Here is a 13,153-nt window from a genome sequence, read left to right as displayed (position 1 = left end):
CCGGATCCGAAGGAGCATCTCCATGACCGAAGCACGCCAGGACACCGTCACCGCCGCGTCGGTGCGGCACCTCCCGTGGGCGTCGCCCATGCGGGAGCCCGCGATGAGCAACACGGTCGACCGGCACGACCGGTGGCGGCTCACCAGCCGCTCGGTGCTGCGCGACGGCCGCCACTTCGTGCCGGTGTCGGGGGAGTTCCACTGCAGCCGCGTGCCCCGGGCGCGCTGGGAGGAGCGGCTGCGGGTGATGCGCGCGAGCGGCGTCACCGTCGTAGCGTTCTACGCGATCTGGATCCACCACGAGGAGGTGCGCGGGTCCCGCCGCTTCGACGGGGACCTCGACCTCGGAGCGTTCGTGGACCTGTGCGCGGAGATCGGGCTCGACGTCGTGCTGCGCATCGGGCCGTGGTGCCACGGCGAGGTCCGCAACGGCGGTTTCCCCGACTGGGTGCAGGACGCCGACGTGCGGCACCGGACGGACGACCCCCGCTACCTCGAGCTCGTCCGGGAGTGGTTCGGCGCCCTCGGCGGCGAGCTGGCCTCCCGCTGCGGGCCCGCGAGCAACGTGGTCGCGATCCAGCTGGAGAACGAGATCTACGACCAGCCCGGGCACATCCGGACGCTGAAGGGCCTGGCCCGTGAGGCGGGGCTGACGGCGCCGATCTGGACGTCGACGGCGTGGGGCGGCGCGGATCTGCCGCTGAACGAGGTGCTGCCGCTCTTCGGCGGCTACGCCGACGGCTTCTGGGTCGAGTCGGACTCGCCGTGGGACACGACCTTCCGCGACCACTTCTTCTTCAGCCACCAGTGGGACGACCCGGGGATCGGCGCGGACGTCCGCGGCGCGACGACGGACGCGGTGACGCCCCGCGCCCCCTCGCTCGACTACCCGCCGGCGACCTGCGAGCTCGGCGGCGGCATGGCCACCGCCTATCACCGGCGCCCGGCCGTGCAGCCGCTCGACATCGCGGCGGTCGCGCACACCAAGATCGGCAACGGCTCGGCCTGGCAGGGGTACTACATGTACGCCGGCGGGACGAACCCGCGGAGCGTCGTCGCCGACGGGCTGCAGGAGTCGCAGGTGACCGGCTACCCGAACGACCTGCCGCGGTTCGACTACGACTTCCGGGCGCCGATCGGGGCGAGCGGGCGCCCGTCGCCGACCCTCGCGCTGCTGCGGCGCCAGCACGCCTTCCTCGAGGCGTTCGGCGAGCAGCTGGCGGAGATGCCGTCGACGCTGCCGGACGAGCTGCCCTCGAGCCAGCAGGACACGGAGACGCTGCGCTGGGCGCTGCGGAGCGACGGGGCGAGCGGCTTCGTCTTCGTCACCTGGCACCAGCCGCACGAGCCGCTGCCGGAGCACCCGGGCGTGGTGCTCGAGGTGGGTCTCGACGACGAGGTCGTGCGGTTCCCCTCGGTGAGCACGCCGATCCCGGCAGGGACGCTGGCGGTCTGGCCGGTCGGTCTGACGGTCGGCGGGGTGCGGCTGGACTGGGCGACCGCGACGCCGCTGACGCTCCTCGACGGGGCGGTGCCGACGCTGGTGCTGGTCGCGGCGGCGGACGTCGTCGCCGAGCTGGCCTTCGCCGAGGGCACGGAGCTCGAGGTCGAGGGGGAGCGGCGGGACGGGCGGATCCTCCGGCTCGACGTCGATGAGCCGGTGCTCGTGCGGGCGCGCGGTGCGGGTGGGGCGTGCTCGGTGCTGATCCTGTCCGCGGGGGTGGGCGAGGAGGCGTCGGTGCTCGTCGAGGCCGGCTCGCGCCGTCTCGTCCTCTCCGAGGATCCGGTCTGGACGGACCGCTCGGGCCGGATCGCCGGCGACCTGCGGCACGGCAGCCGCCCGCCGCGCGCCTACGACGTCGAGCTGCAGCGCTTCGTCGCCGTTCCCGGATCCGCCGCTGAGCTTCGGGGCGCGGTCGAGGTCGGGGTCACGGCGGTCCGCGAGAGCGCCGGTGTGCCCGCCTCCTACGGCGAGTCCGCGGGGCGCGCCTCCGCACCGCGGGACGCCGACTTCGCCGCCGCCGCGGTCCACCGGCTCGACGTCCCCGCGACCGACTCCCGCGCGCAGCGCCGCGAGCTCGAGATCCACTGGGCCGGCGACGTCGCGCGGATCCTCGTCGGCGGGGAGGTCGTGGCCGATCAGTTCTGGGACGGCGGGCCGTGGGTCCTCGACCTCGACGAGCTGGGCTCCGGCGCGGTCGGAGCGGGGGAGATCGTGCTGGAGATCCTGCCGATGTCGCCCGAGGCGCGGATCGGGCTGACCGAGAGCGCGGAGGAGCGCCGGGGCCGGGACGCCTCTCCTCTTCTCGAGCTCGGCCCGGTCGTCCTGACGCAGTGGTACCGCTGGGCCGAGGACTGACCGGCGCCCAGGTGGCGTGCACGACCGGAATCTAGGGTGGGCGGATGACCTCCTGGAGCGCCGCAGACATCCCCGACCAGACCGGCAGGACGTTCGTCGTCACCGGTGCGAACAGCGGACTGGGGGAGGCGACCGCGCGGGCGCTCGCCGAGCACGGCGCCCGCGTGGTCCTCGCCTGCCGGACCGTCGAGAAGGGCGAGCGGGCGGCCGAGAAGATGGGCGGCGACGTCGTGGTCCGGCGACTCGACCTCGCCGACCTCGCCTCGGTGCGCGAGTTCGCCGAGGCGACCGGGCCGATCGACGTGCTCGTCAACAACGCCGGGATCATGGCGGTGCCGGAGGGGCGCACGGCGGACGGGTTCGAACTGCAGTTCGGCACGAACTTCCTCGGGCCGTTCGCGCTGACCGGACTGCTGCTGCCGCGGATCGCGGACCGCGTGGTGTCGCTCTCGAGCCTCGCGCACCGCTTCGGCACGCTCGATTTCGACGACCTGAACTGGGAGCGCCGCCGCTACAGCCCGTGGCCGGCCTACGGGCAGTCGAAGCTGGCCGACCTGGTCTTCTCGTTCGAGCTGCACCGTCGCCTGCGCCGGGCCGGATCGAGCGTCGGCTCGATGGCCGCGCACCCCGGCATGTCGGTGACCGAGCTGCACACGCACTCCACCGCCGGCCAGGGCGCGCTGATGGGGGCGATGATGCGGACCCTCGGGCAGAGCGGCGACGACGGGGCGCTGCCGACGCTGCTCGCGGCGACCTCGCCCGACGCCCGCTCCGGCGCGTACTACGGACCCGGCGGGCTGGGCGAGGTGCGCGGGGCGCCGCGCCAGGTCAATCCGAACCGCGCCGCCCGGGATCGGGACACCGCGCGCCGGCTCTGGGACCGCGCCGTGGAGCTGACGGGGGTGTCGCCGCTCGACGCGAGCTGAGCGCGGCGGCCTTCCGTGCCGCTCCTCCGTATCCCGTGCTCCTCCGTACCCCGGGCTCCTCCGTACACTGGCGAGCGCGCGGGAAGCCGCGGCCGGACCCCGAGGAGCACCGTGGCAGCACGACGAACGACCGCCGCCGCGACGCTGCACGACGTCGCCCGTGCGGCGGGGGTGTCCCTCGCCACCGCGTCGCGGGTGCTGAACGGCAGCGCCCGCAAGGTGCAGGGCGAGTACCGCGAACGGGTCGAGGCGGCCGCGGCCGAGCTGGGATACTCCGCGAACCCGGCGGCGCAGGCCGTGGCGCGGGGGACCACCTCGACGATCGCGCTGCTCGTCAGCGACATCACCGACCCCTACTTCTCGGGCATCGCCTCCGGGGTGATCGGCGCGGCCGACGCGGCGCGGCTGGACGTGCGGATCGCCGTCACCGACCGCGACCCGGACAAGGAGCTCGGCCTGGTCCGCTCGCTGCGCGGCGGCCGGCCGCGGGCGATCGTCCTCGCGGGCAGCCGCTTCGCCGCCGACCGCCACCGCGACGCACTGATCGCCGAGCTGCAGGCCTACGAGGCGTCCGGCGGGCGCGTCGCGATGATCAGCCAGGGCGGGCTGCCGTTCCCCTCGGTGCAGGTGGACAACCGGGCGGGGGCCAGGGCGCTCGCCGCGGCGCTCGCCGAGGCCGGCTACCGGCGCTGCGCGATCGTGCGCGGTCCGGAGGCAGTGCTGACGTCGTCGGACCGGGTCGCGGGGTTCCTCGAGGGGCTGGCTGCGGCCGGGGTGAGCGTCGATCCGAGTCTGATCGTCGAGGCACCGCTCACCCGTGACGGGGCGTTCGATGCGGCGGCCGCGCTGCTGGCGGGCCGCTCAGGCGACATCGACCTGGTCTTCGCCGTGACCGACCTGATGGCCGTCGGCGTCGCCTCCGCGATGCGCGCGGCCGGGGTCGAGCCCGGCGCGGGCATGGGCGTCGCGGGCTTCGACGACGCGCCGATCGCGGAGGACGTGCACCCGGGGCTCACCACCGTCGCCGTGCCGCTCGCGGCGCTCGGCGAGCGGGCGGTCGCCGCGGCCCTCGGCGACGAGGCCGACGGCGCGTCCGTCGAGCTGCCGACCCGCGTCGTGCTGCGGGCGAGCACGCCGCGGCGAGCCGCGCCGGCCGCGTAGCGCGCGCCGCCCCGGCTCTGCGGGTCGAGCAGCGCCGTCCATGCTGGTCGAGCAGCGCGCAGGGCGTATCGAGACCCACCGTCCCCTGAAGGGCAGGTCTGTAGACGCCTGCTTCGAGGGTGGTGGATCTCGATACGCCCGCTGCGCGGGCTACTCGATCAGCATGCAGGTGCTGGGCCTCGTCCGGGAATGGTCCGAATCATGCTGGTCGAGCAGCCGCCGCCGGCAGTCCTTGCATGCTCGTCGAGTAGCCCGCAGGGCGTATCGAGACCGACGCTGACCCGGAGGGCTGTTCATGCTGGTCGAGTAGCCCGCAGGGCGTATCGAGACCCACCCTCGCCGAGACGTTCGGGGCAAGCCTCCTCCCCAGCCCCCGGTCCGATGGCTCTGTCCCCGATCGACTCAGCACGCCGCCCCGATGTCGGTGGTCCCTGGTTCAATACTCGTATGCCAGAAGATGAGAATGCGGCGGCACTCGCGGAGGTGCGCGACTGCTTCGACGACTCCGCGGCCGCCGAGCGCGCTGCATCGCCGACGCGCCTGCGGGCGGCGGAGCGGATGCACCGCGGTTACCGGGTCGCGATCGCCGTCCCGGAGGCGTTCGCGCGGGGCGCGTCCCGGAGTGAGACCCGTGACCTAGTCGAGCGCTCCATCCGAGCCGAGCTCGCAGTGACGCTCGGCGTGTCCGAGCAGGAGGTCTCCCGCCGCCTCGAGACCGCGCAGCTGCTGATGGAGCACCTTCCGCTCACCCGCGCACTGCTGCGCGACGGCCGGATCCTCTGGGATGCCTGCGAAGCGATCTGCAGAGCCGCGAGCAGCCTCCCCGAGGCCTCCCGCTCCGCACTCGACGAGCGCGCAGCGGGCGGGGCTCTCATCATGACGACGACGCAGCTGCGCCGCGCCCTGGGGCGCTGGCGCGAGGAACTGCACGAGGATCCGCTCGCCCGACGGCACGCCCGCGCCTGCGAGGACCGCGCCGTGTGGGTCACCCCGGACGTCGATGGGATGGCGACGCTCTGCGTGTACGGGTCGGCGCCTGCCGTCTCCGGCGCCTACGACAGGCTGCGCCGCATCGCCCGCACTCTCCGCGACGAGGGCGATACCCGGACCCTCCAGCAGCTCAGCGCCGACGCGGCATTGGACCTGCTCTGCGATGGGGACATCGCCGGAACCACGCCGAACGGCGAGCACCGGCCCGACCTGACGTTCGTCCCCGGCATCCGCGCCGAGGTGCGGCTCACGCTCGCGGCGTCCGCCGCCGTGGGTCTCGACGACGCCCCCGCGGACCTCGACGGCTACGGCCCGGTGCCCGCGGAGATCGCGCGCGAGCTGATCCGCACGGCTGCGTCCTTCACCCGGGTCCTGACCGATCCGGACACCGGAGCCGTCGTGTCAGTCGGTCGCACTTGGCGCGTCCCGCCGCACCAGATGCGTCTCCACCTGCAGCTGCGGGATCAGACATGTCGATTTCCCGGCTGCACTTGCCCCGCCTCGACCGCCGAGGCCGACCACACTCTCGAGTGGCGCAACGGCGGCGAGACCTCGCTCGAGAACCTCGTCAGCCTCTGCGCGTCCCACCACCACGTGCGGCACGGAGAGCAGTGGAGCTACGACCGGGTCGACGACCACGGGACCCTCGTCTGGACGAGCCCGACCGGCCGGCGGATCAGCAATCGTCCACCCCCGCTCCCCGGGCGGCCGCCGGACCCGCCGCCGGAGCCTCGGGTCGATGACGTACCTGCGCCGTTCTGACGGTGGGTGGATCTCGATACGCCCGCTGCGCGGGCTACTCGATCAGCATGCGGGGCGCGCGAGGCGCGTCGGCGTGCGCCAAAGTCATGCTGGTCGAGTCGCGCGCAGCGCGTATCGAGACCCACCGTCAGCAGGCGCGCCACTGCCGAGGTTCTGACGGTGGTGGATCTCGATACGCGCGCTGCGCGCGCTACTCGATCAGCATGCGACGCATGCAGAGCAGGCAGAGCATGCAGAGCAGGCAGCGCACGTCGGCGCGGGCCTGCACATGCTGGTCGAGTAGCGCGCAGGGCGTATCGAGACCTGCCCACCGCCGTTCGTTCGGTATCGGGAAAGCGCTTGCCCGGACGCACGCTTCGCGGCTACCATCAGGAAAACGCTTCCCCTCCTCCGAAAGGCGCACCGTGTCAGAGCCGACCACCCCCACCCTCGGGATCATCCTGAACGGCGCCTCCGGCCGGATGGGCTACCGCCAGCACCTCGTCCGCTCGATCCTCGCGATCCGCGAGCAGGGCGGCGTGCTGCTCTCCGACGGCACCCGCGTGCAGGTCGAGCCGCTGCTGGTCGGCCGCTCCGAGGCCAAGCTCGCCGAGCTCGCCGGCAAGCACGGCCTCACCAACTGGACCACCGACCTCGACGCCGCGCTCGCCGACCCGAAGTGGCAGGTCTACGCCGACTTCCTCGTGACGAAGGCGCGCGTCCCCGCGATCAAGAAGGCGATCGCCGCCGGCAAGCACATCTACACCGAGAAGCCCACGGCCGAGTCCTACGCCGAGGCGCTCGAGATCGCCGAGCTGGCCAAGGAGGCCGGCATCAAGAACGGCGTCGTGCACGACAAGCTCTACCTGCCCGGTCTGCAGAAGCTCAAGCGCCTGATCGACTCCGGCTTCTTCGGCCGCATCCTCAGCGTCCGCGGCGAGTTCGGCTACTGGGTCTTCGAGGGCGACTGGCAGGCCGCGCAGCGCCCGAGCTGGAACTACCGCAGCGAGGACGGCGGCGGGATCATCGTCGACATGTTCCCGCACTGGAACTACGTGCTCGAGAACCTCTTCGGACCGATCGAGGGCGTCTACGCCAAGGCGACCACCCACATCGAGACCCGGGTCGACGAGAGCGGCGCGCCCTACACGGCGACGGCCGACGACGCGGCCTACGCGATCTTCGACCTCGCGGGCGGCATCACCGCGCAGCTCAACTCCTCCTGGGCCGTGCGGGTGGACCGCAAGGAGCTCGTCGAGTTCCAGGTCGACGGCACCCTCGGCTCGGCCGTGGTCGGTCTGTTCGGCGCCAAGATCCAGCCGCGTGTCGCCACGCCCAAGCCCACCTGGAACCCGGACCTCCCCGAGACGCACGACTACGCCGAGGACTGGCAGGAGCTGCCCGTCAACGACGTGTTCGAGAACGGCTTCAAGACCCAGTGGGAGCAGTTCATCCGCCACGTGGTCGAGGACGCGCCGCACGAGTACGACTTCTTCGCCGGAGCGCGCGGCGTGCGCCTGGCCGAGCTGGGCCTGGAGTCCTCGCGCGAGGGCCGCCGGATCGACGTCGCCGCGCTCGACGCCGCCGCGGACGCCGAGGCGCTCGCGCAGGCGGGCGCCGTCCAGTGAGCGGGCTGACCCTCCTCGGCGCCGACGGCGCGACCCGCTCGATCGAGCTGCTGCCCGCTCCCGCGCACACGAGGCCCACCGCCCCGCTGCTCTCGCGCACCGCCTACGCCGCCGCGCACGTCGTGCCGCTCGTGCACGGCGAGAACCGGCCCGGCCACCCGGCCCAGATCGACTGGGACGCCACGCTCGGCTTCCGCCACCACGTCTGGTCCTGGGGCCTCGGCGTCGCCGACGCGATGGACACCGCGCAGCGCAACATGGGCCTGGACTGGACCGCGACGCAGGAGCTGATCCGCCGCAGCGCCGCCGAGGCCGCCTCGGTCGGCGGGGCGCTCGTGGTCGGGATCAACACCGACCAGCTCACCGACGACGTCGTCCCGCTCGACACCGTCATCGACGCCTACGTCGAGCAGCTCGCCTTCGCCGAGGACGCGGGGGCGGAGGTCGTGCTGATGGCCAGCCGCCACCTGGCCCGCGCCGCGGAGTCGGCCGCCGACTACGAGCGGGTCTACGCCGCCGTGCTCGCGCGCGCCACGAAGCCGGTCGTGCTGCACTGGCTCGGCACCGCGTTCGACAGCGTGCTCGAGGGCTACTTCGGCGCGGCCGACCCGGTCGACGCCTTCCCGGTCGTGCAGCGGATCATCGAGGACAACCTCGCCTCGGTGCGCGGGATCAAGATGTCGCTGCTGGACGCGGACGCCGAGATCGCGCTGCGCTCCCGGCTGCCCGAGGGCGCCACCCTCTTCACCGGCGACGACTTCAACTACGTCGGCCTGATCGAGGGCGCCCCTGACGCCGACGGCACGCCGCGCTGGTCGGACGCGCTCCTCGGCGCCTTCGCCGCGCTGGCGCCGAGCGCCTCCGCCGCGATCCAGGCGCTGGACGCGGGCGACACCGCCGAGTACCGCCGCGTGCTCGGCCCGACCGAGGCGCTCTCGCGCCAGGTCTTCGCCGCGCCGACGCAGTACTACAAGACCGGCGTCGCCTTCCTCTCCTGGCTGAACGGCCACCAGCCGTCGTTCTCGATGGTGGGCGGGCTGCACTCCGCGCGCTCGCTGCCGCACCTGTCCGAGATCGTCCGGCTCGCGAACGCGTCCGGTGCGCTCGAGCGGCCGGAGCTCGCGGCCGACCGCTGGACCGGGCTGCTCGCGCTGAACGGCGTCGAGGTGACCCGCGGCGTCGAGGCGCTGCACCTCGTCGAGGCGGTCACCGCGTGAGCGCCGACCCGCGCCTCTCGCTCAACCAGGCGACGATCAAGCACGCCTCGCTCGCCGAGGCGCTCGACACCACGGTCGCCGCGGGCATGTCCGCGATCGGTCTCTGGCGCGAGCCGGTCGCCGAGGTCGGGCTGGCGCAGGCCGTCCGCCTCGTCGCCGACTCGGGGCTCCGCGTCTCCTCCCTCTGCCGCGGCGGCTTCTTCACCGCGCCCGAGGGGCCGGAGCGGCGCGCGGCGATCGACGAGAACCGCCGCGCGATCGAGGAGACGGCGGCGCTCGGCGCCCCCGCGCTCGTGCTCGTCGCCGGTGGTCTGCCGGCCGGCTCGCGCGATCTGATCGGCGCCCGCGCCCGCGTGCAGGAGGCGCTGGCCGAGCTGGCCGACGACGCCGCGGCGGCGGGCGTGCAGCTCGCCATCGAGCCGCTGCACCCGATGTACGCCTCGGACCGCGCCGTCGTCTCGACGCTCGGCCAGGCCCTCGACCTCGCCGCTCCGTTCGACGCGGCCGCGGTCGGAGTGGTCGTCGACACCTTCCACGTCTGGTGGGACCCGCAGGTCCTCGCGCAGATCGCCCGCGCCGGAGCGGAGGGAAGGATCGCGAGCTACCAGGTCTGCGACTGGGCGACCCCGCTGCCGGCCGACGTGCTGCTCGCCCGTCGCTACCCGGGCGAGGGCGTCAGCGACTTCGAATCGCTCACCCGCGCGGTCGTCGAGGCGGGCTACGCCGGCGACGTCGAGGTCGAGATCTTCCATCAGGAGATCTGGGACACCGCGTACCCCGAGGTGGCCGAGCGCGTCGTCGCGACCTTCGCCGAGACCGTGTCGCCGCACCTCTGAGCGGCGCACCCCTGAACTCCCGGTCCGCCGTCGCTGGAGGGTGAGCGGCGGACCGGGCTCCTTCTTTCTAGAGGAGCCTTCTCGAGGAGCGACGGGCTCAGCTCCAGGGCAGACCCAGCGCATCGAACGTCGTCTCGCGGCGCAGCGCCTCCTGCAGGGCGTGCTCGATTCCGTCGACGACGCGGTGGCGTCCCTCGAGGTCCTGCACCTCGCGCCAGGCGTCCGCGGGCAGCGCGCGCGGCGACGGAGCCGTCATCACCGCGTCGAGCAGGCGGAGGAAGCCGCCCGTGCGCTCGATGCCCGCGTGCAGCGGCGTGCCCAGCTCGCGGGCCGCGAGCAGGCCCTCGAACGGCGTGATCCGGTCGAACTGCAGCGTGCGCGGCGGCAGGCCCTCGCGCTCCAGCTGGACGACGTCGAGGGTGTAGTAGAACCGCAGCGTCCCGCGGGTGCCGACGATCTCGACGGACGGCTCCTCCGGCCGCGCGGCGCAGAGAGTGACCGCGGTCGTGACCCGCAGGCCGTCGGCCAGGGTCAGCACGGCGACCGAGGTGTCGTCGGCCTCGATGTCGTTCGCGCGCCGCAGGTCGAGGCGCACGTCGACGACGTCCTCGAGCCGGTCGGCGCCGGCGATCGCGAGGGCGGTGGCGGTCGCGTGCGAGAAGGGGTTGGTCAGGACGCCGTCGGCGACGACCGCGCCGTCGAGCGTGCGGCGGCCGGCCCAGGGGGAGCGCGACCAGTAGCGGTCGTCGCGGACCCAGACCCCCGAGGCGCCGTAGCGCAGGACGTCGCCGATCTCGCCGTCGGCCACGGCCGCGCGGATCGCTGGGATCGCCGAGGAGCCGAGGCTCTGGAAGCCGACCTGCACGAGGGCGCCGGTCGCGGCGGCGCGCTCGCTGATCGCGGTGAACTCGGCGAGCGAGGCGGCCGGCGGCTTCTCCAGCAGGACGTCGTTGCCGTGATCCATCGCCGCGAGCGCGATCGCCGCGTGGGTGTGAATGGGCGTGCTGATGATGACGAGGTCGGTGCCGCCGGCGGCGAAGAGGCCGGCCGCGTCGGCATGGTGCGCGACGCCGTCGGGGAGGAGTCCGTCGACCGGAGGGCGCGGATCGGCGACGCCGACGAGTCGGACGCGGCCGTCGCGGTGCGCCGCGAGGACGGCGCCGAGGTGCGAGGCGCCGTAGCCGCCGATGCCGACGAGTCCGATCCGCGGGATCACGGGCGGGCTCCGGCGAGCGGGCGGCTGCGGTCGTCTCGTCTGCGCTGCATGATCCGGCCAGCGTATCGGAAAGCGGTTACCCGCGACCAGTGGGATCGATGATCGTCATCCCCGCCGGGCTCGCGCGGTCGAAGACGGGGAGGAGCTCGGCCGCCTCCTCGAGGCCGATGGTGCGCTTGATCAGGCGCTGCGGGGCGAGGACGCCCTGCGCGATCAGCCGCAGCATCCCGGGGTAGTCGCGCGCCGCCATTCCGTGGCTGCCGAGGACGTCGAGTTCCCAGGCGATGACGCGCGCCATCGGCACCCGCGGGTGCCCCTCGACCGGCGGCAGCAGGCCGACCTGCACGTGCCGACCGCGGCGGCGGAGGCTGAGGAGGGCGTCGGAGGAGGTCTGCTCGCTGCCGACGGCGTCGACGGCGATGTGACTCCCGCCGCCGGTGAGCGCGTGCACGGCGGCCGGCAGATCGCTGCCGTCGGCGAGGAGGACCTGCTCGGCGCCGACGCTCGCCGCCACCTCGAGGGCCGCGGCGTTCCTGTCGACCGCGAGGACGCGGGCGCCGAGTGCGTGCGCGACCATGACGGCGCTGAGGCCGACGCCGCCGGCTCCGATCACGGTCACCCACTCGCCCGGCTGCACCCGCGCCCGCCCGACCAGCGCGCGGTAGGCGGTGGCGAAGCGGCAGCCGAGGCTCGCGGCCGTCGCGAAGTCGACGCCCTCGGGGATCGCGACGAGATTGGTGTCGGCCGCGTGCAACGCGACGAGCTCGGCGAACGAGCCCCAGTGCGTGAAGCCGGGCTGCTCCTGGTCCGGGCAGACCTGGGCGTCGCCCTGCAGGCACCACTCGCAGCGGCCGCAGCCGCAGACGAACGGCACGGTCACCCGGTCGCCGACCGCCCAGTTCCGCACCTCGGGCCCGACCTCGGCGATCACGCCGGCGAGCTCGTGCCCCGGCACGTGCGGGAAGACGATGTCGTCGTGCCCGGCCCAGGCGTGCCAGTCGCTCCGGCAGAGCCCGGTGGCCAGCACCCGCACGACGACGCCGTCGGCGGGGGCGACCGGCGCGGGGACGTCGCGGACCTCCGGCTCGCCGCGGACCGAGTCGAGGACGAGAGCGCGCATGCCCTCATCCTGGCAGCGCGGCGGGGAGACGCCGAAAGCCCACGCTCTCGCGTGGGCCTCGGAAGTGGAGCGTCGCAGGCGACGCGTCCGGGACGACTTCAGCAGTCGTCGGCGCCGAAGCGGAGGTCGGTGAGCGAGACGAAGTGCCAGCCCTGACGGCCGTCGTGCTGGGTGTAGGTGAGGGTGCTGCCCGAGGGGAAGACGCCGAAGTGGAAGGTGTCGGAGCGGGTGACGCCCGCCGTCGTGTACTCGTTCCCGGTCGCGCGGCGGAAGGGGTCGGCGAGGGTGCCGATCCCGTCACCCGGGAGGGAGCCCGAGGTCGCGATCGAGGTCGGCGCGACGCTGAAGCCGACGGCGTCCCAGTAGGTCGGCACCCACGAGTTCGCGTCGGTGTTCGAGGTGATGTCGAAGATCGTCAGCTGGAAGTCGACGGGGTCGAAGAGCGCGCCGTCGGCGTCGCGGAACTCGAAGGTCAGGGTCTGAGCGTCGGATCCCGGGGTGGGGAGGACGGCGAGGTCGCCCTCGCGGCGCTGGTTGAGCACGAGCGCGCCCGCCGGGCCGAAGCCCGAGAAGGAGTACTCGGAGGGGACGCCGCCGGGGGCGTTGCCGGCCCAGCCGGAGCCGTTCTGGCTCATGTTGTAGCGCGTGCCGCCGGAGAGATCGACCGTGCCCGCGGCGAGGGTCGAGGTGATGCGGATCGTCGAGGTGCGGCCGGAGGCGGAGGTCGCGCCGAGGACGGCGGGGTTTCCGCTCGCGTTCGTCGCGGCGAACTGCGTGACGCTCGTGCAGGGGGCGGTCGACGCAGCGGCGAGGGGCGCGCCGGCCGCGATCGCGACGACGGGGACGGTCCACAGGGCGGTGGTGGTGAGCGAGCGGCGGGAGAGGCCGGGCGCGGGGGTGCTGGTCATGGCGGGATCCGTTCGGGTGCGGAGGGGACGGGACGGGGCAGGGCAGGGCGG

The 13,153-nt window shown here is 73.8% G+C and carries 10 protein-coding genes; 7 read left to right on the top strand and 3 right to left on the bottom strand.

The window, feature by feature from the left end; genetic code table 11:
* Window positions 1-22: 22 nt before the first annotated feature.
* The 7 genes from HQQ86_RS11375 (at window position 23) to HQQ86_RS11345 (ending at window position 9,858) form a co-directional block, all read left to right on the top strand.
* A complete protein-coding gene (locus tag HQQ86_RS11375; RefSeq protein WP_173288180.1) occupies window positions 23-2,359 on the top strand; it encodes a beta-galactosidase in 2,337 nt (778 codons plus the stop codon).
* 44 nt (window positions 2,360-2,403) lie between these two features.
* On the top strand, window positions 2,404-3,285 hold the full coding sequence (locus HQQ86_RS11370) for an oxidoreductase (protein ID WP_173288179.1): 882 nt from the start codon (window positions 2,404-2,406) through the stop codon (window positions 3,283-3,285).
* A gap of 111 nt (window positions 3,286-3,396) precedes the next feature.
* A complete protein-coding gene (locus HQQ86_RS11365; protein ID WP_173288178.1) occupies window positions 3,397-4,446 on the top strand; it encodes a LacI family DNA-binding transcriptional regulator in 1,050 nt (349 codons plus the stop codon).
* Between the two features lie 447 nt (window positions 4,447-4,893).
* Window positions 4,894-6,198, top strand: coding sequence for an HNH endonuclease signature motif containing protein (locus tag HQQ86_RS11360; protein ID WP_173288177.1), 1,305 nt, complete (start codon window positions 4,894-4,896; stop codon window positions 6,196-6,198).
* A 461-nt stretch (window positions 6,199-6,659) separates the two neighbouring features.
* A complete protein-coding gene (locus HQQ86_RS11355) occupies window positions 6,660-7,805 on the top strand; it encodes a Gfo/Idh/MocA family protein (RefSeq protein ID WP_216845492.1) in 1,146 nt (381 codons plus the stop codon).
* Window positions 7,802-9,022, top strand: coding sequence for a DUF993 family protein (locus HQQ86_RS11350; RefSeq protein ID WP_173288176.1), 1,221 nt, complete (start codon window positions 7,802-7,804; stop codon window positions 9,020-9,022). Before HQQ86_RS11355 ends, HQQ86_RS11350 begins: the two co-directional genes overlap by 4 nt.
* A complete protein-coding gene (locus tag HQQ86_RS11345; protein ID WP_367948623.1) occupies window positions 9,019-9,858 on the top strand; it encodes a sugar phosphate isomerase/epimerase family protein in 840 nt (279 codons plus the stop codon). Before HQQ86_RS11350 ends, HQQ86_RS11345 begins: the two co-directional genes overlap by 4 nt.
* Window positions 9,859-9,955: 97 nt before the next feature.
* Here the strand turns inward: HQQ86_RS11345 and HQQ86_RS11340 are convergent, their stop codons facing one another.
* The 3 genes from HQQ86_RS11340 to HQQ86_RS11330 form a co-directional block, all read right to left on the bottom strand.
* Entirely contained in the window at window positions 9,956-11,074 is a 1,119-nt protein-coding gene (locus tag HQQ86_RS11340) for a Gfo/Idh/MocA family protein (RefSeq protein WP_173288175.1), read from the bottom strand.
* Window positions 11,075-11,150: 76 nt separating this feature from the next.
* Window positions 11,151-12,194, bottom strand: coding sequence for a zinc-dependent alcohol dehydrogenase family protein (locus HQQ86_RS11335; RefSeq protein WP_173288174.1), 1,044 nt, complete (start codon window positions 12,192-12,194; stop codon window positions 11,151-11,153).
* Window positions 12,195-12,292: 98 nt separating this feature from the next.
* Complete coding sequence (locus HQQ86_RS11330) at window positions 12,293-13,102, bottom strand: hypothetical protein (protein ID WP_173288173.1); 810 nt, start codon at window positions 13,100-13,102, stop codon at window positions 12,293-12,295.
* Window positions 13,103-13,153 lie beyond the last annotated feature (51 nt).

It is taken from the genome of Rathayibacter sp. VKM Ac-2857 (assembly GCF_013205025.1).
Taxonomy (GTDB): Bacteria; Actinomycetota; Actinomycetes; order Actinomycetales; family Microbacteriaceae; genus Rathayibacter.
The sequence above is the reverse complement of the archived record's forward strand: the minus strand, read 5'-3'. Positions and strand labels throughout refer to the sequence as shown.

Bases quoted from the DNA above. Each gene is read 5' to 3' on its own strand.
- HQQ86_RS11375 (WP_173288180.1), top strand. From the start codon at position 23: ATGACCGAAGCACGCCAGGACACCGTCACCGCCGCGTCGGTGCGGCAC.
- HQQ86_RS11355 (WP_216845492.1), top strand. From the start codon at position 6,660: ATGGGCTACCGCCAGCACCTCGTCCGCTCGATCCTCGCGATCCGCGAG.
- HQQ86_RS11370 (WP_173288179.1), top strand. From the start codon at position 2,404: ATGACCTCCTGGAGCGCCGCAGACATCCCCGACCAGACCGGCAGGACG.
- HQQ86_RS11360 (WP_173288177.1), top strand. From the start codon at position 4,894: ATGCCAGAAGATGAGAATGCGGCGGCACTCGCGGAGGTGCGCGACTGC.
- HQQ86_RS11335 (WP_173288174.1), bottom strand. From the start codon at position 12,194: ATGCGCGCTCTCGTCCTCGACTCGGTCCGCGGCGAGCCGGAGGTCCGC.
- HQQ86_RS11330 (WP_173288173.1), bottom strand. From the start codon at position 13,102: ATGACCAGCACCCCCGCGCCCGGCCTCTCCCGCCGCTCGCTCACCACC.